16 protein-coding genes are annotated in these 24,448 nt (G+C 69.6%); 12 read left to right on the forward strand and 4 right to left on the reverse strand.

Features of this window, described 5'->3' with window-relative positions:
* Positions 1-103: 103 nt before the first annotated feature.
* Positions 104-1,780, forward strand: coding sequence for an ATP-binding protein (locus NR798_RS25215; protein WP_375765037.1), 1,677 nt, complete (start codon positions 104-106; stop codon positions 1,778-1,780).
* 6 nt (positions 1,781-1,786) lie between these two features.
* Positions 1,787-2,878: a DUF2891 domain-containing protein gene (locus tag NR798_RS25220; protein WP_375765038.1), complete on the forward strand. Its 1,092-nt coding sequence runs from the start codon at positions 1,787-1,789 to the stop codon at positions 2,876-2,878.
* Between the two features lie 6 nt (positions 2,879-2,884).
* Here the strand turns inward: NR798_RS25220 and NR798_RS25225 are convergent, their stop codons facing one another.
* Positions 2,885-4,219: a M24 family metallopeptidase gene (locus NR798_RS25225; RefSeq protein WP_375765039.1), complete on the reverse strand. Its 1,335-nt coding sequence runs from the start codon at positions 4,217-4,219 to the stop codon at positions 2,885-2,887.
* A gap of 68 nt (positions 4,220-4,287) precedes the next feature.
* Here NR798_RS25225 and NR798_RS25230 point away from each other — a divergent pair, with 68 nt between their 5' ends.
* Both NR798_RS25230 and mltG read left to right on the forward strand, forming a co-directional pair.
* Positions 4,288-4,707, forward strand: coding sequence for a hypothetical protein (locus tag NR798_RS25230; protein ID WP_375765040.1), 420 nt, complete (start codon positions 4,288-4,290; stop codon positions 4,705-4,707).
* 130 nt (positions 4,708-4,837) lie between these two features.
* Positions 4,838-5,854, forward strand: coding sequence for an endolytic transglycosylase MltG (gene mltG / locus NR798_RS25235; RefSeq protein WP_375765041.1), 1,017 nt, complete (start codon positions 4,838-4,840; stop codon positions 5,852-5,854).
* Between the two features lie 6 nt (positions 5,855-5,860).
* On the opposite strand, the gene dusA is transcribed toward mltG, so the two are convergent.
* Positions 5,861-6,889, reverse strand: a complete 1,029-nt coding sequence (dusA, locus tag NR798_RS25240) for a tRNA dihydrouridine(20/20a) synthase DusA (protein WP_375765042.1) — start codon at positions 6,887-6,889, stop codon at positions 5,861-5,863.
* 211 nt (positions 6,890-7,100) lie between these two features.
* On the opposite strand from dusA, the gene NR798_RS25245 reads away from it, so the two are divergent.
* The 5 genes from NR798_RS25245 (at position 7,101) to NR798_RS25265 (ending at position 17,545) form a co-directional block, all read left to right on the forward strand.
* Positions 7,101-8,249 (forward strand): energy transducer TonB, encoded by a 1,149-nt coding sequence (locus NR798_RS25245; protein ID WP_375765043.1) that lies wholly within the window; start codon positions 7,101-7,103, stop codon positions 8,247-8,249.
* A 153-nt stretch (positions 8,250-8,402) separates the two neighbouring features.
* On the forward strand, positions 8,403-10,841 hold the full coding sequence (locus NR798_RS25250; protein WP_375765044.1) for an RND family transporter: 2,439 nt from the start codon (positions 8,403-8,405) through the stop codon (positions 10,839-10,841).
* 146 nt (positions 10,842-10,987) lie between these two features.
* A complete protein-coding gene (locus NR798_RS25255; protein WP_375765045.1) occupies positions 10,988-13,780 on the forward strand; it encodes a YncE family protein in 2,793 nt (930 codons plus the stop codon).
* Positions 13,781-13,865: 85 nt separating this feature from the next.
* On the forward strand, positions 13,866-16,136 hold the full coding sequence (locus NR798_RS25260) for an ATP-binding protein (protein WP_375765046.1): 2,271 nt from the start codon (positions 13,866-13,868) through the stop codon (positions 16,134-16,136).
* Complete coding sequence (locus NR798_RS25265; RefSeq protein ID WP_375765047.1) at positions 16,136-17,545, forward strand: type VI secretion system contractile sheath domain-containing protein; 1,410 nt, start codon at positions 16,136-16,138, stop codon at positions 17,543-17,545. The genes NR798_RS25260 and NR798_RS25265 overlap by 1 nt, the downstream gene beginning before the upstream one ends.
* Before the next feature lie 14 nt (positions 17,546-17,559).
* On the opposite strand, the gene NR798_RS25270 is transcribed toward NR798_RS25265, so the two are convergent.
* The gene (locus tag NR798_RS25270) at positions 17,560-18,282 is read right to left on the reverse strand and encodes a hypothetical protein (protein WP_375765048.1); all 723 of its coding nucleotides are present in this window, start codon (positions 18,280-18,282) and stop codon (positions 17,560-17,562) included.
* 49 nt (positions 18,283-18,331) lie between these two features.
* Positions 18,332-20,764 (reverse strand): C39 family peptidase, encoded by a 2,433-nt coding sequence (locus NR798_RS25275; RefSeq protein WP_375765049.1) that lies wholly within the window; start codon positions 20,762-20,764, stop codon positions 18,332-18,334.
* Positions 20,765-20,975: 211 nt separating this feature from the next.
* Here NR798_RS25275 and NR798_RS25280 point away from each other — a divergent pair, with 211 nt between their 5' ends.
* The 3 genes from NR798_RS25280 to NR798_RS25290 are packed head-to-tail and all read left to right on the forward strand — an operon-like array spanning position 20,976 to position 24,425.
* Positions 20,976-22,097: a hypothetical protein gene (locus NR798_RS25280; protein ID WP_375765050.1), complete on the forward strand. Its 1,122-nt coding sequence runs from the start codon at positions 20,976-20,978 to the stop codon at positions 22,095-22,097.
* 57 nt (positions 22,098-22,154) lie between these two features.
* On the forward strand, positions 22,155-23,267 hold the full coding sequence (locus NR798_RS25285; RefSeq protein WP_375765051.1) for a hypothetical protein: 1,113 nt from the start codon (positions 22,155-22,157) through the stop codon (positions 23,265-23,267).
* Positions 23,268-23,327: 60 nt separating this feature from the next.
* Positions 23,328-24,425, forward strand: a complete 1,098-nt coding sequence (locus NR798_RS25290; RefSeq protein WP_375765052.1) for a hypothetical protein — start codon at positions 23,328-23,330, stop codon at positions 24,423-24,425.
* Positions 24,426-24,448: the final 23 nt, after the last annotated feature.

Here is a 24,448-nt window from a genome sequence, read left to right on the forward strand (position 1 = left end):
GAAACTGAGTACCCGCCGGGCGGGCGGGAAGGCGGGGCCAGGAAGAGCCACGGCGTGCGCCGGTTCTGCGGTATAGGGGCTTCCTGGAGGTGCGAGCAGCGACATGACGGCGGAGCGGAACGCGGCGGAACTCACGGACCTTCTCGCCGAGCAGCGGCGCGTGGAGCATGCCCTGCGCGTCTCGGAAGCCCGGTTCGCGGGAATCATCTCCCTGGCCGCGGACGCCATCATCTCCGTGGACGCCCGGGGGCGCATCACCCTCTTCAACTCCGGGGCGGAGCAGATCTTCGGGTACAGCGCGCAGGAGGTGCTCGGCCAACCGCTGGAGCTGCTCCTCCCCGAGCGCTTCCGGGGCGGCCACCCCGGACACCTGGAGACCTTTGGAAGGGGCGCCCAGGCTTCCCGGAGAATGGCCGAGCGCCAGCTCATCTTCGGCCTGAGGAAGAACGGCGAGGAGTTCCCCGCCGAGGCCGCCATCTCCCGGATGGAGGTGGAGGGCGAGCGGGTGCTGACGGCCATCCTGCGGGACGTCTCCTTCCAGAAGCAGGTGGAGGCGGAGCACCGTTTCCTGGCGCGGGCCGGGGAGACACTCTCCAGCTCATTGGATGCCGAGCGCACGGTGGCCTCCGTGGCCCGGCTCGCGGTGGAGTCGCTGGCGGACTGGTGCGTGGTGTTGCTCTCCGAGGGCGAGCACGTGCGCCGGCTGGAGGTGGCTCACCACCATCCCGGACAGCAGGAGCTGGCCAGGGCCCTGCGCGAGTTCCGCATCGGCATGAACCAGCCCTTCCTCGCGCGCGAGGTGCTGGTGCGCCGCGAGCCCCTGCTCATGCCCCTCGTCAACCCCGAGGTGCTGGAGTCCATGGCCCCGGGCAGTGAGTACCTCTCACTGCTGCGGCGGCTCGAGCCGCGCTCGCTCATGGGTGTGCCCCTCGTGAGCGGCGAGCGGCTGCTGGGAGCGCTGGTCTTCATCTCGACCCGCCCCGGACGGAGCTATGGCCCCGCGGACGTGGAGTTCGCCAAGGGGCTGGCACGGCTGGCCAGCCTGGCGATGGAGAACGCACGGCTGTACCAGTCCGCCCAGCGGGCGACGAAGGCGCGTGACGAGGTGCTGGGCATCGTGGCGCATGATCTGCGCAGTCCGCTCAACAGCATCTCCCTATGGACCCAGGTGGTGGAGCGGCAGATCCAGAAGCTGGGACCGCCGGACCTCCAGGCCCGGAGCCAGGAGTCCCTGGGCTCCATCTCCTCCGGCTGCCGGCGCATGAGCCGGCTGATCCAGGATCTGCTGGACGTGACACGGCTGGAGGCGGGCCAGCTGTCCCTGAACGCGAGCCCCCAGACCCCCGCCAGCCTGCTGCGGGAAGCCATCGACTCGGCGGGTCCCGAGGCCGCGGGGCTCCAGCTGCACCTGGAAGATCCCGAGGCGGCACCCCCGGTGCTGGCCGATCGCGACCGGCTCCTCCAGGTGTTCTCCAACCTGCTGGGCAATGCGCTGAAGTTCACTCCCGCGGGAGGAGAGATCCGGGTGGGCGCGCGGGTGGAGGGCGACCAGGTCCGCTTCCACGTGCGCGATACCGGTCCGGGCATTCCTCCCGAGTCGCTCGCACACCTCTTCGATCGCTTCTGGCAGGCGAACCGGACGGACCGCCGCGGGGCGGGCCTCGGGCTGTCCATCGCCAAGGGGATCGTCGAGGCCCACGGCGGAACGATCCGGGTGGAGAGTGAACCGGGCCGGGGCAGCACCTTCTCCTTCACCGTGCCTCGAGCGAAACCCCGCTGAGACTCCATGGCCTCCCCTCTCCTGCTGACCCTCCTCGTGACCACGCTCACCACCAACACCCCCCCGCCCCAGGATTTCGGCGCCGAGGCCGCGACGCGCTTCGCGGAGCTCGCACTCGCCTGCGTCCACCGGGAGTACCCGAACAAGATCGCGCATGTGATGGCGGGCGACGCGGATGTGCGCCCGCCTCGCGAGCTGACCCCCGCCTTCTACGGCTGCTACGACTGGCACTCCGCCGTGCACGGGCACTGGCTGCTCGTGAGGCTGGCGCGAACCTTCCCGGAGGCGCCGTTCGCCGCGCGTGCCCGGAAGGCGGTGGCCAGGAGCCTGACGCCCGCGAACATCGAGGCGGAGGTGCGCTACCTGAGCGCCCCGGGCCGGGTCTCCTTCGAGCGCCCGTATGGGCTGGCCTGGCTGCTCCAACTCGCGACGGAGCTGAGGGAGTGGGATGACCCGCAGGCGCGCGAGTGGTCCGCCACGCTCAAGCCCCTGGAGGCGCGTGCGGCCGAGCGGATCCGCGAGTGGCTGCCCAAGCTGTCGCGGCCCATCCGCGAGGGCGAGCACGATCAGACGGGCTTCGCCTTCGGGCTCATCCTCGACTGGGCGCGGCAGGCGGAGGATCGCGCGATGGAGCAGCTGCTGACGTCGCGGGTGGAGACCTTCTACGGGAAGGATGTCCGGGGTCCGCTGGCGTACGAGCCCTCGGGGCAGGACTTCCTCTCGCCATGCCTGGGAGAGGCGGACCTGATGAGGCGGATCCTCCCACCGGCGCGCTTCGCCACGTGGCTGCGCGGCTTCCTGCCGGAGATTCCCACGGATGGCTCCACGTCCTGGCTCGCCCCGGCGGTGGTGACGGACCCGAGTGATCCAAAGCTCGCGCACCTGGACGGCCTGAACCTGAGCCGGGCATGGATGCTGGAGGGAATCGTGTCCGGCCTTCCGCCCGCGGACAAACGGCTCCGCTCGCTGCGGGCGGTGGCGAAGCTCCACCGCGAGGCGGGCCTCCGGGCGGTGACGGGGGCCCACTACGAGGGCGGACACTGGCTGGGCAGCTTCGCCGTGTACCTCGTCACCGGCCGGGGCCTGCGCAAGCCCTGAGGCTGCTCAGCCCCCGCTGCCCGGCTGGCGGGGCTGTGCTGGCGAGGGGATGAGGATGAGCGTCTCCTGCGGCGGGATGAGGTACTCCGCGCCCTTCTCCGTCACCACGGCCATCTCCTCGACCGAGAGCGTCTTCGTCTCGCCGGGCGTCGCGAGCTTCCAGGCGAAGAAGCCATCGAAGCCGAAGACCTGGCCGGGACGCAGTGGCCGGAGCGCCCAGCCCTCGGGAGGCTTGCCCTTCTGCGCCCCGGAGAGCGCCGGGCCCACGTCGTGCGCCCAGTAGCCCACCGGGTGGCCCGTGCCCCACATCACCGGCTCCGAGCCCGCTTCGCGCATCCAGTCACGCTGGGCCTTGTCCACGTCGTAGCCGCGCACCCCTGGCTTCATCGCCGCGAGCGCCACGCGGCTGCCCTTCTTCGACTTCTCCCACTTCTCCAGCGCCTCCGCCGGAGGCTGCGTCTCGCCCGGGGCGAGCACGTAGGCGAAGCGCTGGATGTCGGTGCCCCACATGCCCTCCACCTTGATGCCGAAGTCCGTCTGGATGAAGTCACCCGGCTGGATGATGCGATCCGTGGCGTGCGAGTGGCCCCGGTCCGGGCCGGAGTTCACGTTGGGGTTCTGGTCGGGCTGCCAGCCGTCCTCCACGCCCAGCTCGGCGATGCGCTTCTTGAGAAAGCGCGCCACGTCCGAGTCGCGCGTCTTGCCCGGGACGACGGTGCGGTAGGCCTCTTCCTGGAGCGAGGCCGTCAGCGCCGCGGCGCGCCGCATGATCTCCACCTCCTCGGGCAGCTTCACCGACAGCCACTCGAAGACGAGCTCCTCGGACGAGACAATGCGGCGGCGCAGCGCGGGAGAGAGCGCCTCCTGGAGCCGCTCGCGCTGGGTGGCCGACAGCCCATCCGCCACCGTGAGCGTGCGCGAGGAGTTCACCGCGATGCGCTGGGGCTTCGCCTCGGAGAGCGCCGTGGCCACCCGGGCGAACAGGTCCGTGCCGCGCTCCAGGGAGACCACCTCGTCGAAGGGGCCCACCTCCTGGAGTGCCTTGGCCTCACCGGAGGGCGAGAGCGCGAGCGCGCGCACGCCGTCCTTCTGCTTGAGGAAGAGGAAGGCCGCCTGCGCGCCGGTGTTCTCGCAGCCGACGTGCAGGGCCAGGGGATCGTTGTCGTTCTCGCGGCAGATCACGACCCAGGCATCCACCTGCGCCCGCTCCATGGCCTTCGGGAGCAATTGCTGGATGCGAGCCTTGCGGATGCGGGGCCAGGAGCTCTGGGCGTGGGACTCGGTGGCGCTGGCGGGCAGGGCCGAGAGCAGCAGGAGGGCGGAAATCAGGGCACGGCGCATCGAGGAAGGGTCTCCAGGGGGAAAGCCCATGCTGCCATACTCCGGCCGCGATGCCCTCCCACCGCCAAATGCTGGAGCACTTCACCCGGCTCGCCGTCCAGCGGCTCGTCGATGATTGGTCGTTACAAGGCGGGGAGGGCCGGCCCTGGGGCATATGGGTCCTGCTCTGGGGCGCCATCCAGCATGACGAGGAGCTGGAAACACTCCACCCCTCGGTACCGCTGAGAGCCGCCTGGTTCCTGACGGACTCGGGGTTCGTCCGCCGCGAGGTGTGGAGCTACCTGCGCTTTCAAGCCATCCAGAACGCGCCACTCGAACCCCTGCGGATCCGTCCCGATCCGGGTATCGGGGTCTTCAACGTGGCCCCCTACCGAGGCCAGACCGCGGTGTATGCGTCCGGCTCGTTTGGCCCACGCAACGGCTACGGCTTCCGGATGGGGCTCGACGCCCACGGCCAGCCATTCACCGAAAGACTCTGGGTGTCCTGAAACCACCACGGCTCGTGTCGTCCACCGGCCAGACGCGGAGTCAGCGGGCGAGCAGAGGGGCGCCCGGAGGGCATGCCGCCATTCAACATCTCCTGGGGGCCGGGCTGGCGGGTGCTAATGTGCGCCGCGCATGAAGCGCATTCTTCTGGTCCTGGTTGGGGTTTTCGTCCTCGCGGTAGGCGCGGTCGCTGGCACGTTCTTCTGGGCGGAGCGCGAGGTCCAACGCGCCGTGGCCCCGCCGGGCGCCCCCACCGTGGAATTCACCGTGCCCAAGGGCACCACGGGCCGCGGCCTGGGCACCCAGCTCGCCGCCCAGGGGCTGATCCGCGACGTCCGCATCTGGCGCTGGCACCTCTACCGCCGCGGCCACTTCGCCCCCAAGGCGGGCCGCCACCTGGTGAGCCCGTCCATGACGATGGCGGAGCTGTCCACCGCGCTCGAGGGCGCCCCCATCCCCGAGGACGTCCCCTTCGTCGTCATCGAGGGCTGGCGCCTGCGTGACACCGACGCGGCGCTCGCCGCCGCGGGCCTCATCAAGCCCGGCGCCTATATCGCCGCCGCCAGCGAGCCCGGCCGCTACACCGCCACCTTCCCGCTCCCGCGCGCCACGCTCGAGGGCTACCTCTACCCGGAGACGTACCGGGTGGTGCCCGGCGCCTTCAACGTCCAGGAGCTCATCCAGCGCCAGCTGGACACCTTCGCCGAGCGCTTCTACACCCCGCACCGCGAGGCCCTCACGGGCAGCGGCCGCAGCCTGCACGAGGTGGTGGTGATGGCCTCCATGCTGGAGCGCGAGGAGCCCGTGCCGGCGCAGCGTCCGCTGGTGGCGGGCATCCTCTGGAAGCGCGTGGACAAGGGCTTCCCGCTCGGCGTGGACGCGACGTCCCGCTACGAGCTGGCCGAGTGGAACGACCGCGTGGCCTTCCTCAAGCGCCTGCGCGACCAGGAGGACCCCTGGAACACGCGGCACCGCAAGGGCCTGCCTCCGGGGCCCATCGGCGCGCCCACGGTGGAGTCGCTCCGGGCCTCGCTCAACCCCAAGCCGAGCGAGTTCTGGTACTACCTCCACGACGCCGAGCGGCGCCTGCACCCCTCGCGCAACGCCGACGAGCACGAGGCGCTGCGCCGCAAGTACAACGTCTACTGACGTGCCTCACGCCGAGGCGGCCAGCGGGGCCGGCTCGGCGCCGGGCGGCTCGTCCAGGACGCGATCCGGCACCTGGGCGAGCGCATCCCGCAGCACCTCCATCCCCGCTCCGGCCCGGCAGGCGCGCTCGCTCAGCACGCGCCGCCAGCCCCTCGCCCCCGGCTGCCCCGCGAAGAGCCCCAGGATGTGGCGGGTGACGCGCGACAGGTGCACGCCGCGCGACAGCAGCTCCTCCACGTACGGCAGCAGCGCCTCGACCACCTGACGCCGCGTGGGCGCGGGGCCCTCGTCGCCGAACAGCAGGCCATCGGCGAGCGCGAGCATGTACGGGTTCTGGTACGCCTCGCGGCCGATCATCACGCCATCGGCCCATGCCAGGTGCTCGCGCGCGGCCTCCAGGGACTTCACGCCGCCGTTGAGCACGAGGGTCAGCTGCGGGAAGTCCGTCTTGAGCTGGCGCACCACCTCGTAGCGCAGCGGGGGAATCTCGCGGTTCTCCTTGGGGCTGAGTCCCTGCAGCAACGCCTTGCGCGCGTGCACGATGAAGGTGTCGCAGCCCGCCCCGTGGACCGTCCGCACGAAGTGCGTCAGCAGCTCGTACGAGTCGAGGTCATCGATGCCCAGCCGGTGCTTGACGGTGACGGGCAGGCGGGTGGCGCCGCGCATGGCCTCGACACAGCGGGCCACCAGCTCGGGCTTCGCCATGAGGCACGCGCCGAACATGCCGTTCTGCACCCGGTCCGAGGGGCAGCCCACGTTGAGGTTCACCTCGTCATAGCCCCACTGCTCGGCGATGCGGGCGCACTCGGCGAGCTGCTCGGGGTCGCTGCCGCCGAGCTGCAGCGCGATGGGGTGCTCTTCCTTCGAGAAGTCGAGGTGCCGCGGCTTGTCGCCGTGCAGGATGGCGCCGATGGTGACCATCTCCGTGTACAGCCGCGTGCGCTTGGAGATGAGGCGCAGGAAGTAGCGGTCGTGGCGGTCCGTCCAGTCCATCATGGGCGCGACCGAAAGGCGGTGGGCAGTCATCGGGGTCATCCATGCCGGGCTTCGGGCCTCCATGCAAGCCAGCCGCGCGGCATTGAACGAACAGAGCAGGCGGACCTCCCCATCCACCTCGGGAAGGTGTCATACCCCTGGTGCGTGCAATCGGGGGCTCGGCCCCTCGTACACCCCCCGGAGATTTCAGCGCCCTGGCCTGTGCCTACCCTTGGGATGCGGCTCGCGTGGACTGTGAGGACCTGGGGAGATGAGGCGCCCATCCCGTGTCTTGAAGGTCGCCCTGGCCTTCAGCCTCGTGCTGCACCTGGTGCTGCTGTGGTGGTGGCAGAGAATCCCGCTTCCACCGGCGCAACCTCCCACGTCCTCCCCCTTCACCCGACTCCCGGTGGAGGTGCTCGTCGTCGACGTTCCCCCTGCCCCGCCGCCCGCTCCGGTCCCGCCGCGCCAGGGCCCGGAGACGCACGAGCGCGAGGCGGGACGCCCAGGCACCCGGCCCCGCACGGGCCCACCCGCCACGAGTCCCTCGCCAGCGCCCCTGGCCCGTGATGCGCCCCTGGCCAGTGACGTGCCCCGTGCGGCACAGGCCCCGGAGAAGCCTTCGCTCCTGCCGGACTCCGGCTCGCTGGCGCTCCAGCCCGGTGGGGACTTCCCCGTGCTCCCACCCGAGGAGCCAGGGCCGCCGGGCACCCGCCTCCGCGCGCCCGCGCACCCGGCGTCCCCCCAGGAGCTCGTCTCCCAGACGGCACGCGACACCGTGGCCCGGCGGCGCGCCGAGAGCGGCCTCACGCACTCGTACTTCGGAGACATGGGCAAGGTGCTCGTGCGGCGCTTCAGCCAGAGCCATGCGGACATCGAGAGCGGACGGACGACGAAGGAGAAAGTGGCCCAGAAGGCGCGCGACGTGTCGAGCGTGCTCTCGCGCTCCGGCGAGATGGAGGATCCGCTCGACCACCCCCGCAGGGTGGATCCGCTCGCGAGCGGACCGGCCTCACACCCGATGCTGAAGGAGGCCCAGGAGCGCCTGGCCTATTCGCTGCCCAATAAATGGACGCACAGCGAGGGCGTCGCGGTGGTTCGGCTCACCCAGGACGCCGAGGGGAAGGTCCGCTCCGTGGAGATCATCGAGCCCTCGGGCAACGGTGGACTGGATCAGGCCGCCGTGACGGCGGTGACGGAGCTCGGCGAGGAGCTGCCGTCCCTTCCCCCGGAGGTCCTGATGGGCCGGGACTCGGTGGTGAGCGAGTGGCGGTTCGAGCTGCTGCGGACCGTGGGAGGCCCGGCGGGCGGAGGCGTGGGCATCGTCGGAACGTTCGATCCCGTCACGGGTGTCGAGGACGCCCTCCCCACCTTCGCCGCCAGGAGCCAGGTGCGTGTCACACTGGTGGCGTATTACTGAAGCGCCCTCGCACCGCGCGCCGCTGCTCCGCTTACAAATTGTTTCAAGGCGCTCGGGACGCTTGGGCCCGCCGCGCATTCATGAGACACACGCGGGCGGAAGCCGGGGGGGTTGTGAGGGTGCTTGAGCTCGCGTCTGGATTTCGACAGAGGAATGGAGCGCTTCGCCCGGCTGTCGTACCGGCGGCCCGGGTATGTGCTCGCGTGTGTCGTGGTGGCGGCGCTGCTGTCGGGCCTGCTCGCCTCGCGGCTCGTCTTCCGGGGCTCCTTCGTGGAGCTGCTGCCCGCGCACACCCAGGAGGTGCGGGAGCTGGAGGCCGTGTCCCAGAAGGCCGGCGGTGACGGCTATCTGGTCCTGCGCGCCCGCGGTGGGAGCCCCGAGACGCTGCGCCGTTTCGCGCACGCGCTGGCGCCGCGGCTGGAGGCCCTGGACGAGGTCCGCTACGTCGAGTTCCGCTACGACACGCGCTTCTTCGAGGAGCGTGCCCTGCTTCTGCTCTCCGCCGAGCAACTGCGGGCCCTGCGCGCGGACCTCGAGGCCGTGCTCCAGGCGGAGAAGCGCGCCGCCCTGCCCTTCCTCGTGGAGCTCGACGACAGCCCCCCGCCACCCTCGCTCGAGGAGATCGCCCGCCGCTACGCGCCCCGCGCGTCCGTGCGCGAGTACCTGAGCCCGGCGGACGGCAGCGAGCTGTACCTCTTCGTGAAGCCCTCGGGGGTCGCCGCGGATCTCGCCTTCGCGCAGCGCCTGGTGACGCAGGTGCGGACGACCAGCGCCGAGGTGGCCCGGGGCTTCCCCGGGGTAGAGACGGACGCCACGGGCGCGCACGTGCTGCGGCTGGAGGAGGACCGGCGGATGCGCGCGGATCTCACGCGCGCCTCGATGCTCTCGTGCGCCATCGCCGCGCTCATCGTCGTCCTGTCCTGCCGGCGCCTCTCCTCGCTCGCCGTGGTGGGGGCGCCCGTGGGCGTGGCGCTGCTCGTCACCTTCGCGGTGGCGCAGCAGTCCATCGGCTACCTCAACATCATCACCGGCTTCCTCGTCGCCATCCTCATCGGGCTGGGCATCGAGTACGGCATCCACCTGGCCATGCGCTATGGCGAGGAGCGCCGCCAGCACTCCGCCGTGGAGGCGCTCGTCGAGGCCGTGCTGGGCACCTGGAAGGGCGCGCTGACGTCGGCCTGCACCAACGCCGCGGCCTTCGCCGCGCTCACGCTCGCGCAGTTCAAGGCCTTCGCCCAGTTCGGGTGGATCGCCGCCGCGGGCGTGATGCTCACCGTGCTGGCCACGTACCTGTGCGGCCCCGCGCTCATCGCCCTGACGGAGCGGCTGCGGCCCGGACGCGCGGAGCTGCCGCTGCCGGCCCGTCCCCGCCGCGAGGCCCCGCACCTGTCCCGCTCCGTGCTGGTGGGCATCGTCGTGGGCGTCTGCGCGCTGGCCGCCTGGTCCGCCACGGTGGTGGGCTCCATCGGCTTCGAGCCCGACATGCGCAAGCTGCGCGGGGAGTTCGCCGCCACCCGGCTGGACGATCACATCATCGCCCAGTTGGGACGGCGCCACTCGCCCACCATCTTCCTCGCCGAGGACGTCTCCCAGGCGGGCCAGCTCGCGGCGGCCCTGCGGGAGCTGGAGACCCGTCACACCGCGGATCGCACCTTCGCGGAGGTGGTCTCGCTCAGCGACTTCCTGCCGCGCACGGGCGAGGAGGTGGAGGCGGAGCGCACCGCGCTGCGTGCCTTCCTCGAGCGCATTCCCGGCGGTGCCTGGGAGTCGGAGCGGGTGGGCCCCGCGCTGCGCCGCCTGCGGGGCCTGCTCGACGCCCGGCCCTACGGCGTGGAGGCGCTGCCCGCCGAGGTGCGCCGCCGCTTCACCGCGCTGGATGGCGCGGGCAGCTTCGTGCTCGCCTTCAAGCGCGAGTCGCTCTCCGACACCGACGCCCTGCACCGCTTCGGCGAGCAGATGGACGAGCTGCGGGAGGTGGCGCGGGCCCGGGGCCTGCGGGTGCAGGTGCTGGATCCGAACCTCATCGCCTACCGCATCTTCGAGCTGGTGAGGATGGATGGTCCCTGGCTGCTGCTCGCCGCCGGGCTCGCGGTGTTCGCGATGATGGCGCTGAGCCTGCGCAGCCTGCGCCGCGCGGGGCTGGTGGCCGGACCCCTGTATCTGGGGCTGGCCTGCCTGCCGGCGGCGATGCACCTCTACGGGCTCAAGCTCAACTTCATCAACGCGGTGGTGCTGCCCAACCTGCTGGCCATCGCCGTGGACAACGCGGTGCACCTCTACCACCGCTACCGCGAGGAGGGGCCGGGCTCGCTGCCCCACGTGGTGCGCACCACGGGCGTGGCGGCGGTGGTGGCCACGCTGTCCAATGCCGCGGGCTACGGCGCGCTGCTCACGGCCCGCCATCCGGGGCTGCGCTCCATCGGGGAGATCGCCCTGCTGGGCGTCGTCTGCGCCTCGCTGGGCACGACGGTGCTGTTCCCCGCCGTGCTCGCGCTGCTCGAGCGCCGGGCGCCTGTCACTCCCGTTCAGGAGGAGCCCCTGCCCCTTCCGCTTCAGGTGGAACCGGACGAGGAGTCGCGGCACTCGGCATGACCCGTACGGGCGGACCCGGGTCATCCCGCTCCCGGCCCGGGTCCCGAGAGACACAGGCGTTGTCAAGTTCCCTGCCGCTCCATGACTTGACGCCGAGCGGCCTCCTGTTGGAAAGGATTCTTTCAGCCCTTCTGTATGGAGACGTCATGGAAGCCAGCCGTCTGGCAGCTCGCTGGAATCGTCTGAGAGCAGCCCTCGTCGCGCTGCTGCTCGTGGGAGCGGTGGCGGGTCACGAGGCCTTCGCCTCATCGTTCACCCTCTTCGAGAGCGGACAGGTCCGGCCGCTCGCCTTGTCTCCGGGCGGCAAGTTCCTCTACGCCGTCAACACCCCGGACAACCGCCTGGAGATCTTCCAGGTGGCGGCGGGCACCCTCACCCATGTCTCCTCGGTGCCCGTGGGGCTGGAGCCGGTGGCGGTCGCGGCGCGGAGCGACGACGAGGTCTGGGTCGTCAACCACCTGTCCGACAGCGTGAGCGTCGTGCGGCACAACGCCTACGGACGCGCCGGCTCCGTGGTGCGGACCCTGCTGGTGGGTGACGAGCCGCGGGACATCGTCTTCGCCGGGCCGTGGAAGAACCGGGCCTTCATCACGGCCGCCCACCGCGGCCAGAACGTGCCCTTCAATCCGCAGTTCACCACGCCGGGCGTGGGCCGTGCGGACGTCTGGGTCTTCGATGCCAACAACCTGGGCACCTCGCTGGCCGGCAACCCGCTGACGATCGTCACCCTCTTCAGTGATACGCCTCGCGCGCTCGCGGTGACCCCGGACGGCTCGCGGGTGTACGCCGCCGCGTTCCACTCCGGAAACCGCTCCACGGTGGTGCATGAGCTCCTCGTGCCCAACGGGGGCGAGGCGGTGGGCGGCGTGCCGGGACCGAATGTCAACGCCGAGGGCATGCCGGCGCCCGAGACCTCCGTGATCGTCCGGTTCAACGGCCAGGACTGGGTGGACTCCCTGGGCCGCTCGTGGACGGACAAGGTGAAGTTCTCCCTGCCGGACAAGGACGTGTTCGTCATCGACGCCACCGCCAACCCGCCCGCGCAGCTCTCCGGCACGGCCGGCTTCTACTCGGGCGTGGGCACCATCCTGTTCAACATGGCCGTCAACCCGGTGAACGGGAAGGTGTACGTCAGCAACACCGAGGCCCGGAACGATCTGCGCTTCGAGGGGCCGGGCACCTTCGCCGGAGAGACGCTCCGCGGGCACCTGCACGAGAGCCGGATCTCCGTGCTGAGCTCCACGGGCGTCGCGCCCCGGCACCTCAACAAGCACATCAACTACGCGGCCTGCTGCGCGCCCACCCCCAACGCCGAGAACGAGAAGAGCCTCGCGCAGCCCATGGGCATGGCGGTGAGCGCCAATGGCTCCACCCTGTACGTGGCCGCGTTCGGCTCCTCGAAGCTCGGCGTCTACTCCACCGCCGCGCTCGAGTCCGACACCTTCGTGCCGAGCACCACGAACCAGATTCCCCTGAGCGGTGGCGGCCCCACCGGCATGGTGCTGGATGAGAGCTGCGGGCGCATGTACGTGATGACGCGCTTCGACAACGGCATCTCCGTGGTCAACACCGTCACGCGCCAGGAGGTCGCCCACCTGAAGCTGCACAACCCCGAGCCGGCCAGCGTGGTGGCGGGACGCCCGTTGCTCTACGACGCGAAGAGGACCTCGAGCCACGGCGATTCGTCCTGCGCGAGCTGCCACATCTTCGGCGACTTCGACAGCCTGGTGTGGAACCTCGGCAACCCGGATGGCACCTACAAGGTGAGCCCGAACCCCATCGTCCAGGTGCCGCCCGAGTTCGGCGATGATCCCACCTTCGGGCAGGATCCGAACTTCCACCCGATGAAGGGACCGTTCTCCACCCAGAGCCTGCGCGGGATGGCGAACCACGGTGCCATGCACTGGCGCGGGGACCGCAACGGCGGCTACACCGCGCCGACCGCCCAGCCGGACAGCGGAGCCTTCGACGAGGCCGCGGCGTTCAAGCAGTTCAACCCGGCGTTCATGGATCTGCTCGGGAGGAACGCGCAGCTCACCCCCACGGAGATGCAGCAGTTCACCGACTTCATCCTCCAGGTGACCTACCCGCCCAACCCGGTGCGCAACCTCGACAACTCGCTCACGCCGTCGCAGCAGGCGGGGCGGGACTTCTACTTCAACACCACGAGCTTCTTCCACGGCTCGTGCAACTCCTGCCACGTGCTCAATCCCAACGCCAACCCGAGCCTGGGCGTGGCCAAGGGCTTCTTCGGCACGGAGGGCCTCTCGGCCTTCGTGGGGACGGCGCTCTTCCCCAAGACGCCGCACCTGCGCAACATGTACCAGAAGGTCGGTATGTTCGGCGTGGGCTACGACTTCGGCAACTTGCCGCCGGATCCCTTCATGGGCGATCAGATCCGCGGCTTCGGCTTCAACAGCGACGGCTCCGTGGACACGCTGTTCCGCTTCAACAGCAGCTTCGATGTCCATCCGATCTTCAACTCGGTGGGTATCCCTGACACGCCCGAGGGCGACCAGGCCAAGCTGGACATGGAGCAGTTCATGCTGGCCTTCGACACCAACCTGGCGCCCATCGTCGGCCAGCAGGTGACGCTCACGCCCGCCAACGCGGCCGTGGTGGGCCCCCGCATCGACCTGCTGGTGGCGCGCGCGGCCGCCGGCGAGTGCGATCTGGTGGCCAAGGGCCGGGTGGCACTGACCGAGGTGGGCTTCGTCTACCAGGGCGGGCAGTTCAAGCCGGACCGGCAGTCCAAGCCGCTGCTGAGCGACTCGGCCCTGCGCACGCACGTCATCACGGGTGGCGGTGCGCTGACCTATACCTGCACGCCCCCGGGCTCGGGCCAGCGCATCGGTATCGATCGTGATCAGGACGGGCACCTCGACGGTGACGAGCGGGCGGCGGGCAGCAACCCGGCGGATCCCCTCAGCACCCCCTGAGCAGGACGGACGTGCCCGGGCCGCTCCCTCGCGGATCGGCCCGGGTGCTCCGGGAAGCCCCCCCCGCGGTTGACCGAGCATCTCCATGACCCGACAGCACGTGTCCCCCACCCCTGCCCGGTCATCCCTGGCCCGCTCGACGCTCATCAGCATGGGCGTGCGCATCGCGGTGATCATCGCGCTGACCACCCTCTGCAGCTACCTGCACATCTTCTACTCCCTGCGCGACGAGGCCATCGTGCAGTTGGAGCGCAACGTCACGGAGCGCAGCCAGCGAGAGCAGGCCCTCTTCGTCCAGGCGGAAGACAACCACGCCGCCATGAAGACGGCCCTGGAGCAGCGGCTGCGAGCCCTGAGCCAGGAAGAGGTGGACGCCCGTTTCGACAGCCTCTTCGCCCTGCGTCCGGATGGGACGATCCGCAACCGCCCCGAGTCCTTCGACGGCACGCGGATGCCGGGAGTCTTCATTCCCCCGGACGTGAAGGCCGATGCCGACTTTCGCCGCCGGCTCCTGGCCTCCTACGACGTGACGGCGCAGTACGCGCCCGCCTTCCATGTCCGCTTCGCCACCACGGGCGTCATCCTGCCGGAGGGCGCGGTGGTGGGGTACTGGCCGGAAGGGGCCACCTATTTCCAGGACCTCGATGCCACCTTCTCGCTCAAGGACTTCGAGTACTACTCCCTGGGCCTGCCCTCCAACAACCCGCGGCGGGAGTCCGCCTGGACCAGCGTCTACGAGGACCCGCCCACCCAGACGTGGATGGTCACGGTCGCGACCCCGCTGGACGTGGACGGCCGCCACGTGGGGACCGTCTCCCATGACCTGCTTCTCAACGAGCTGATGGCGCGCACCATCAACAACCACATCGCCGGGGCCTACAACATCCTCTTGCGCGACGATGGCCAGGTCATCGCCCACCCCAAGATGAAGATGAAGAGCGGCGAGGGCGTCTACGACATCCTGAAGAACACCGGGAAGCCGGAGGATGTCTCCGCGCACGCGGGCACTGCGACGCAGCGGGCCCACCTGCGCGCCCTCTTCGAGCGGGTGAAGGACCAGACCTCCGGCGAGGTGGTGCTGGACTTCCCCGAGTACGGCGAGCTGCTCGCCGTGGCGCGGTTGAAGGGCCCGGGTTGGATCATCGTCACGGTGCTGCCCGAGCAGGTGGTGTCCGCGGCCGCCTTCCGGGCGGCGCGCTATGTCCTGGGCTTCGGCGTGCTCTCGCTGCTGCTGGAGCTGGCCATCATGTACTGGGTGCTGAAGCAGCAGATCACCCGCCCGCTGCTGGGCTTCACCCGGGCCACCACCCGGCTGGAAGGTGGTGACTTCGAGGTGGGACTGGACACCTCGCGTGGCGACGAGCTGGGAGAACTGGCGAACGCCTTCAAACGCATGGCCGGGGAGATCCAGCGGCGCGAGGAGGCCCTGCGGCAGGCCAACGAAGGACTGGAGCAGCGGGTGGAGCAGCGCACCCGGGAGCTGCAGGACGTCCACCGGCAGTTGGTGGAGACGGCGCGGCAGGTGGGCCGGGCGGAGATCGCCACCAACGTGCTGCACAACGTCGGCAACGTGCTCAACAGCGTGCTCACCTCGACACTGCTGGCCCGGGAGCGGCTGGCCCTGCTGAAGCTGGAGAGCGTGCAGAAGGTGGCGGAGCTGCTCGAGGAGCACCGGACCGATCTCCCGGCCTTCCTCAGCCAGGACGAGCGCGGGAAGAACGTGCTGCCCTTCCTGAACCGGCTGGGCAAACACATGCAGGAGGAGGGGCAGGAGCTCCAGAACCTGCTCGGCGACGTCAGCCGGCACACCGAGCACATTGGCGCCATCGTCAAGCTGCAGCAGCGCTACGCCCGGACGCCCCAGCAGCTGTTCGAGCCAGTGCAGCTGGGAGAGCTGCTGGAGGATGCCCTGCGCATCAACCAGGCCGCGCTCGGCCGCCACGCCGTGAAGGTGGAGCGGAACATGGCCGACGTGCCCTCCGTGGTGACCGAGAAGCACAAGGTGTTGATGATCCTGGTCAACCTGATCAGCAACGCCAAGTACGCCATGGACCCGGTGCCCGAGGGGCAGCGGCACCTGACGGTGAGCCTGACGAGCCCCACCCCCGGCCGGGTCCACATCGAGGTACGGGACAACGGCGTGGGCATCGCGCCGGAGATGATCACGCGCATCTTCCAATACGGCTTCACCACCCGCGACGAGGGGCACGGCTTCGGCCTGCACTCCAGTGCGCTGGCGGCTCAGGAGCTGGGGGGAGCCCTGCGGATGCACAGCCCCGGACCGGGCCAGGGAGCCACGTTCACGCTGGAGCTGCCCCTCGTCCCCGAGCAGCGAAGTGAGCGGGCGAGCGCTTGATGAATGCAACCCCTCCGCCCGCCGTCCGCGTGCGCTGGCTCGTCGCCGGGGCCGTCCTCCCCTCGCCCTCGGGCCGCCGGTTCCTCCTCACCGAGGCCTCCTTCGCCGAGCAGCTCGGGCGCGCCGGGAGCGAGCTGAGCGTTACCGTGCGGGATCGCCTCGGCTCCGGTGACGCGAGCTCCCATGTGCTCTCCTTCGCTGGGCCGGAGGCCTTCCAGCTCTCCGCGGTCATCGACGCCCTTCCGGATCTGCGCACGCTGCGCTCCGTGCGAGACGTGCTCTCCGGCGCGAGAGGCCTCGGCCCCCAGGACGCCGCCCGCCTCGAGGAGGGCCTGGGCCCAGGCAAGCTGTCCTCCGCGCTGGCCGAGGCCCTGCGGGGCACGCACTCGCCCCAGGAGGCCCGCGACGCCGCACTGGCCGTCATCGAGGAGGCCCTCTTCGGCACCGCGCGGGACATCCTCCAGCACCCCGGGGTGGCGCGGCTGGAGTCCGCCTGGCGCGGGCTGCACTGGTTGTGGACGCACTGCCCCGCCTCCGCGGGCATGGACATCGAAGTGCTCGACGTGGAGCCCCACCAGCTCGCGGACGCGCTCACGCGGGGCCTGGATGTCCCCGCCCTTCAGCGCCCCGATGCGTGCTTCCTCCTCGACACACTGGACGACGTGGACACCCTTCGGCGGCTCGCGGCGCTGGGAGAGCAGGCCTGTCTGCCCATGGTGGTGGCCACCCGGGAGGCTCCCGCGTCGGAGGCGTGGAGCCGGCTGCGTGCGGACGAGTCCTCCCGCTGGCTGTGCGCCGTCCAGAATCCCGTGGTGATGATGGCCGAGCAGCAGGGAGCGGTGCACCGCGAGTGCTTCACCAGCCCCGCGCTCGCCATGGCGGCCCTGCTGGCGGCGAGCTTTCGAGACACGCGTACCTTCGGACGCCTCGGGGGGCCGGGCAGCGGAACGCGGGCGCCCGCGGTGTGGCGCCCTGGCGGACGCTCGCCCGTGGCGACCGAGGTGTGCCTCTCCCTGAGAGAGCAGGAGCGGCTGGCCGCGCGGGGCGTGGTGGGCGTGAGCGGCTGGTGGGACTCGGACGCCGTGCTGCTGGCGGCGGCGCCCACCGTGTACGGCGGCCGCGATGCCACGTCCCTGCCCGCGCAGCTGCTCACCGGCCGCATCGTCCGCCTCGCCGAGGAGATCGCCGAGCGGCTTCCCGCTGGCGCCCGGCAGGACGAGGTGTCCGCCGTCTTCACCCGGGCCGCCGAGGCGTTCCTGCCCGCGGGTCCCGGGCAGACCTGTCAGCTCCAGGGGAAGGTGGTGTCCACGGGCCCCGGCGAGCGGGGCGTTCACGTGCACGCCTCGCTACGGCCCGAGCTCGCGGGCACACACGTGCAGTTGGAGTTCATGCTGCCGCTGCGCGGCTGAGACGGGCCCGGGGCTCAACCCGCCCAGGGCAGGCCCTCGGTCTTGTCGTGGAGGTTCTGGGTACGGGTCCACCCGAGCAGCCCGGTGGAGGACTTCACGAGGTACCAGGAGTCCTGGGTCTTGGGGTCCTCGGGCGTGGCGGCGAGCACCTGGATCTTCGAGCCCTCGGCTAGATTGGCCACCACGGCCTTGTCCTTGGTGCTGCGCAGGATCGGAAAGGACTGCTTCACGGTGGCCTCGGTGCCGACGAAGTAGAGCTCCTGGGGGACGCGGTTGAGCTTCCACGCCTTGCGATCCAGGGCGTACTTCTCGCGGAGGTTCCAGAAGCCCATCCACGTGTCGGAGAGGACGATGCCGTTGCCGCGCACCTCGGTGAGGGCGTGGGTGCTGCCCAGCTCCTTCAACGCCTTGCCATCGAAGCCGTAGACGATGCTGCGGTGATCGTCGTCGGTGAGCCCCATGTCGACGGCGACTTCCTTCCACTTGTCGCCGCCGTCGACGTCGATGACGGTCACACCGCGCACCTCGGCGTCGTTCGTCTTGCCCCGGAGGGTGGCGCCGCCCACCTTGAGGACGAACTGCGCGTCCCCCTGGGCCCATTGCACGGAGATGGCCTCCGGCTTGCCATCACCATCGAGGTCGGCCGAGGCGGACTTCACCGGCTCATCGGCGTGAACAGCGGGAGCGGCGAGCAGTAGGAACGCCGCCGCGGTCAGGGCAGGAATCTCCATCTTCATGGAGAAACCTTGCCAGGACCCGCGCCGCGTGGACAGGACGGAGATACCGTCAGCTCACGCTGGGCTTGCGCGCTTGACTGTACGCCTCCGCCTTCGGAGCAATCTTCGCTTCCATGATCTTGTAGACCTGATCCAGGGTTCGCGCCTGTCCAGACTTATAGAAGATGGTGGTATTGGCCTCGGCCGCCTTGGGGAACATGGCGACGGCACTCTGGCTTCCCTTGCCCGCATCTCGCGCGCCCAGGAATTTGACCGCATTGGAGGGTCCCAGGAAGTGCGCCATGTAGAGGTCGGTCGGGCTGACCTGCCGCTTCAGCTTCTTCTCCAGGATTTGTTGATTGTCCTTGGCGAACTCCGCCCCCATCAGTGCGCTGTACGTCGGATCCTTGCGCAAATCGAGGATGTCGTCCTCCCACCAGAAGGGCGACACCACGTTCTTCTTCTGCGAAGAGGAGTACTGGATCTTCCCGGCCTCTTCCGCCAATCCATGCTTCTCGCCATGCTGTTTGACGACCCCGAGCCACGTCTGGTTGAGGAACTGGTACAGACCCGTCGCGCTGCTCGTCGAGGCCTTGATCGTGGGATTGAAAGCACTCTCCTGCGCGGCCATGGCCATCATGTACCCATAATCCACCCCAACCTTGGCCGAGGCGTTGCGAATGGCTTCCTCCACCTCGCGAGACGGCTGCAGCAACTTTCCCTGGACCTTGCTTCCAGTGGAGGCGGTGCTTGTCTTCGGAGGAGCGGGGGTCTTGGGAGTAGACGTGCTGCTGGACGTCGTGGTCTTGGCGCTCTTCGCCTCGATCTTGGCCACGACCATGTTCTCGGCCGGGTGAGCCCCTGGGCCACGATCGAAGGTCGTGGCATTGCCGGTCGTGAGGTACTTGGTGTTGTACTTGTTGTCGGCGCTATCGCCCTCGAGCTTGCCGTCCACGGTCCGGTGCAACGTGATCACCTTGCCACCGGCCGGATCATTGGCCATGTAGCGATTGTCCGGAGAGCGGCCCGTGATGAGAATCCAGTGGTCGCCCACGCCGTCGTGGCCCGAGACCTTCTTCTTGTCCTTCTTCTGGTAGTAATCGACCTGAACGACCACCGGACGGCCCGCGTCCAACTCCTGGTCAATCTTCTTCGCGTCGATTCCGGAGCGGCGCGTCACCTTGAGCTGCGGCTTGACCAGTTCCCCCATCCGATCCCACTTCTGGATGCCGCCTCCGCTGGTGAAACCGTCGATCTTGTTCATGAAGCGGTTCATCTCGTCCGGCGTGACCGTCTGGCCGGAGATACCGCTGACCGCCATGGTGACGGACGTCATGGCACAACCGATGTTGCCGACGTTGTCCGAGCCCATCGGAAGGCTGGCCCACTTGTCCTCGACCTTGCCGGTGGTGCTGTTCTTCCACTGAGCATAGAGCGGGTAGCCATTGCTGGTGGGGAAGGTGCGGCCGTCCTTGACGAAGCTGGCGGCGGTCGCGACTTCTTTTTTCGCGGAGGTGGTGGTGGTTGTCTTGGGAGTGGAAGTCCCACTGGACACCGGGGTCTTGATGCCCGCCACGGGAAGCCCCGGGCCACGGTCGAAGGTCGCGGCCTCACCAGTCGTGAGGTACTTCGTCTCGTAGACGTTGTCGGCGCTGTCCCCCTCGAGCTTGCTGTCCACGGTCCGGTGCAGCGTCATCATCTTGCCGCCGGCGGGGTCGTTGGCCAGGTAGCGCGTCCTGTCCGGGGAACGGCCCGTGATGAGAATCCAGTGATCGCCCTCCCCGTCGTAGCCCTTCGTCGCGGCCTTGCCGCGGCCCTTGTGGTAGTCGACCTGGACGACCACCGGCCGGCCCGCGTCCAACTCCTGATCAATCTTGTTCGCGTTGATGCCAGAGCGGCGCGTCACCTTGACCGCGGGCTTGCCCAGCTCCCCCATCCGATTCCACGCCTGGATCAGCCCTCCCGACGAGAAGCCGCCGATCTTGTTCATGAACTGATTCATCTCGGCTGGCGTGATCGTCTGGCGGGAGATCCCGCTGACCGCCATCGTGACGGCCGTCATGGCACAGCCGATCTGGCTGACGGTCTTCGGGCCGATGGGCAGGTCGGCCCAGGCCTCGCGCGTATGGGTGGCGCTGTTCTTTCCCTGGGCATAGACCGGATAGCCATTGTTGTTGGGAAAGGTGCGGCCGTCCTTGACGAACTCGGTGGCCATGGCCCCAGTGGTCTGCTGGAGCTGAACGGTCGGAAGAACGGCCGGAAGGGGAGTCGCCGTCTGCGTATGGCCCGAGCCAGAGGTGGCCGGGTTGCGCGGCGGCGTCCGGGGAGCAGCAGTTCCACTCGCCGGCTTGGGGCTACCCGGGACGAACAACTGCTGGCCAGCGACGATGAAATTCGCATTCTTCAGGTGGTTGAGCTTGACCAACTCCGCCACGCTCGTGTGGTACTGGCGCGCGATCTCGCTCAGGGTCTGCCCACGCTGGATGATGATGGTTCCGCTCATGAATACCCTCCCCCGTCGGGCAGGAGAATGCCCTACCGGGAAGCATTCTTCCATGAAGCAGCCGTGAATGGGAGATGGCCCTGCCAGCGCAGCAGGTGCGACAAACAGACCCTTCAAGCAGGGGAATCCGTGAGCCAGGAGGGGCGTGACATCCTCCGCTGGGGCAGGGATAGTCCGCGCGCTCCATCCTACCCGAGGCCCGAGGAATCCCATGTCCCTGCTTCGCTGGTGCCGTCCGTTGCTCTCCGCTGCCCTGGTGCTGGTGGGCTGCAAGTCGAATCCCGCTGCCGCCGCGGACGCGGGCACCGCCGCTCCAAGCAAGGCGCCCACCCAGGCGCCCGCGCCGGTCCCCGCCTCGGGGTCCGCGCTCTCGTATTTCAAGCCCGTAGGCCCCCAGAAGTGTGAGTGGATACGCCAGCCGCTGCCCGCCGGTGCGCCCACCCCCGTCTTCACCTTCGACGCGACCTGTGATCGGTCCGAGGTGTTCTGGAGCCCGAATGGCAAAGCGGGGCTGGTGTTCACGAGCGAGGGCACTCCGCCACGCCTCTGGCTGGTGGACTTCGCCGCGAAGACCGGCAAGCCGCTGGACCTGAAGGGAGTGCCCGGTGGTGGAGCGGGCAAGAAGGGTCCTGGCAAGCCCATCATCCAGCGCGTGGGCTTCGACGCCCAGGGAAGCCCCGTGGTGCTCGTCGCCCTGCTCTACACCAACCGCGAGCTGACGAAGGGCAAGGGCAAGGAGAAGTTCATCACCTTCGAGAACCAGCGCTACCCGGTACCACCGGGCGAGGGAACGCCGGGGCTGGCCCTCGCGTACCGGCTGGAGGGCGCGGACTGGAAGCGCTCCGAGACCAAGGCCTCCTCCTTCGAGTCGGACAACGCCCCTGGGCTCGACGCACTCGATGCCTCCCGGTCGCTATATGATCCGGCTCCCGCGCTGAGTGAGGAGTTGCCCGGGCAGAAGGCCTCGGAGAGCGCCGCGCGAATGCTGGACACCGCCGCCGCCCAGACCCGGCCCGGACAGTGGATGGCCCTGCCCACCCCCGGTGGGACGCTGCTCTACCGGGCCACGGAGGAAGACTCGGATGAATCCCTCTTCGTGTCCGCCCCGGTGCGCTGGGAGCAGGACGGAAAACTGGCCGAGCTCGAGGGTTTGACGGCGAAGCCGGGTGACCGCCTTGGCTTCCAGCTCCATGGCGGGCTGCTGGCCATCACCGTCCTGAGCGATGGCACGACACGCTCGGCGCACGTCTATGACACCCGGACGAAGAAGAACCTCGTCTCCGCCCGGGATGCCGAGTCCGTGACCTTCTGGCCCGAGCCCTCCAAGCCCTGAGCCCGCTGGGCGCGGATGGTCCGCGCACCCATTCACTGAGAGATTCGAGGAGTCCCCATGCCCCTGATTCACTGGCGCCGTGCATTGCTTGCCGTTGCCCTCGTGCTGGCGAGCTGCAAGCCGAACACCTCCACCGCCGCCACCAAGGACGCGGGCGTCGCCGTCGCGCCCGCACCGAGCAAGGCGCCCACTCCGGCGCCCGCGCCAGTCCCCGCCTCCGGGCCCGCGCTCGCGTACCTCAAGCCCACGGGCTCCGAGCGGTGCGAATGGGTACGGCAGCCGCTTCCCTCCGGTGAGCCCGTCACGATCTTCGCCTTCGATGTGGCCTGTAGACGCTCCGAGCTCTCCTGGAGCCCGAATGGCAAGGAGGGGTTGGTGCGCGGCTTCCCCCGGGGCTCCCCGCAGCGCATCTGGCGGGTGGACCTGGCCGGGAAGAGCGGCAAGCCGATGGACCTGAAGGGGCTGCCCGCCGGTACGGGAGAACAGGGTCCTGGGAAGCCTGGCATCGCACGGGTGGGCTTCGATGCCGAAGGCCGCCCGGTGGCACTCCTCTTTTTCTCCGCCCAGCCGGAGCAGGGCCAGGGCGGTGAACAGTTCATCTCCTTCGAGGGCCAGCGCTATCCGGTGACGAAGGCCGACGCACCCGGTGGGCAGGGACTGGCCCTCGCCTACCGGTGGGAAGGCTCTGACTGGAAGCGCTTCGAGACGAAAGTGGGTGGTTCCTACACCGCGCTCGATGCAAACAACTCCCTGTATGACCCGGGTCCCTCCCGGACCGAGAACCTGCCCGGGCAGGAGGCCTCGAAGGGCGCCGCGCAGCTGCTGAACAAGACGCTGAAGCCAAAGGACAGGTTCGGAAAGTGGATGGCCCTGCCCACTCCAGGCGGGAATCTCCTGTACCGCGGCAAGCAACTCGACGCGGACTCGAACGCCATCTCGTCCGCCCCGGTCCGCTGGGAGCAGGACGGGAAGCTGGTGGAGCCCGAGGGGCTGGCGGCGAAGCCCGGTGACACTGTCGTCTTCCAGCTCCGGAACGATCTGCTGGTCATCAACGCCCTGGGCGAGACGCAGTCGGCATACGTCTTCGACACCCGGACGAAGAAGAACCTCGCCTCCGTCAAGGACGTCACCGCGCCCGTGACCCTCTGGCCCGAGCCGTCCAACCCCTGACCTCGCGGCACGTCCCCGGAGTCCCTCATGTCCATGTGCCTGCTTCGCTGGAGCCGTCCGTTGCTCGCAGTCGCCGTTGTCCTGGCGGGCTGCAAGTCGAATCCCCCCGCCGCCACTCCGGACGCGGGTGTCGCCGCCGCGCCGGCCCAGGCACCCACTGCCCTCCCCGCCCCCGGGCCCGCACTCTCGTACCTGAAGAGCGTGGGCTCCCAGCGGTGTGAGTGGATCCGGCAGCCGCTGCCCTCTGGCGCGCCCACCACGATCTTCGCCTTCGATGGGGACTGCAGCCGGTCCGAGGTGACCTGGAGCCCGAATGGCAAGGAGGGGCTGGTGTTCACCTGGCCCGTGGGCGAGGGCGCCGTGCCTCGCGTGTGGCGGGTGGACCTCACCGCGAAGACCGGCAAGCCCATGGAGTTGAAGGGGCTGCCCGGTGGAACGGGCGAGCAGGGCCCCGACAAGCCCTACATCGAGAAGGTGGGCTTCGACGCCCAGGGACGTCCGGTGGTGCTCGTCTCCGATGTCTATTCCGACCGCGAGCCGGAGAAGGGCCCGGGCGGCGAGCAACTCCTCTCCTTTGAGGGCCAGCGCTACCCGCTGACCGGTAAGCTGGGCGAGGGCAGACCGGGACTGGCCCTGGCGTACCGGCTGGAGGGCGCGGATTGGAAGCGCTTCGAGACGAAGGCGAGCGTCTATGAGGCGGAGAACGCCCCCGGCGTCAACGTGCTCGACGCCGCCAGGGCGCTGTCCGTCGTCCAGAGCCCCACCGCGGCCAGGGAACTTCCCGGACAACAAGCCTCGGAGAGCGCCGCGCGGATGCTGGACGCCGCCTTCCCAGGACAGGACGAGTCCGGCAAGTGGATGACCTTGACCACCCCGGGCGGGGCGCTCCACTACCGTGCCAGCAATCCGGGAGACGATTCGCTTCGTCCGGCGGTTCCGGTGCGCTGGGAGCAGGACGGCAAGCTGGCCGAGCTCGAGGGGCTGACGGCGAAGGAGGGCGACCGCCTCGGCTTCCAGCTGCGGGGCGGGCTGCTGGTCGTCACCGTCCAGGGAGAAACGAGCCATGCTTCCGTCTACGACACCCGGACGAAGAAGAACCTCGTCTCCGTGCAGGGCGCCGAGTCCGCGGCCCTCTGGCCCGAGCCGTCCAAACCCTGACCTCGCGGCACATCCCCGGAGTC

This window comes from Archangium gephyra (genome assembly GCF_042230915.1).
GTDB classification, from domain to species: Bacteria; Myxococcota; Myxococcia; order Myxococcales; family Myxococcaceae; genus Archangium; species Archangium gephyra_B.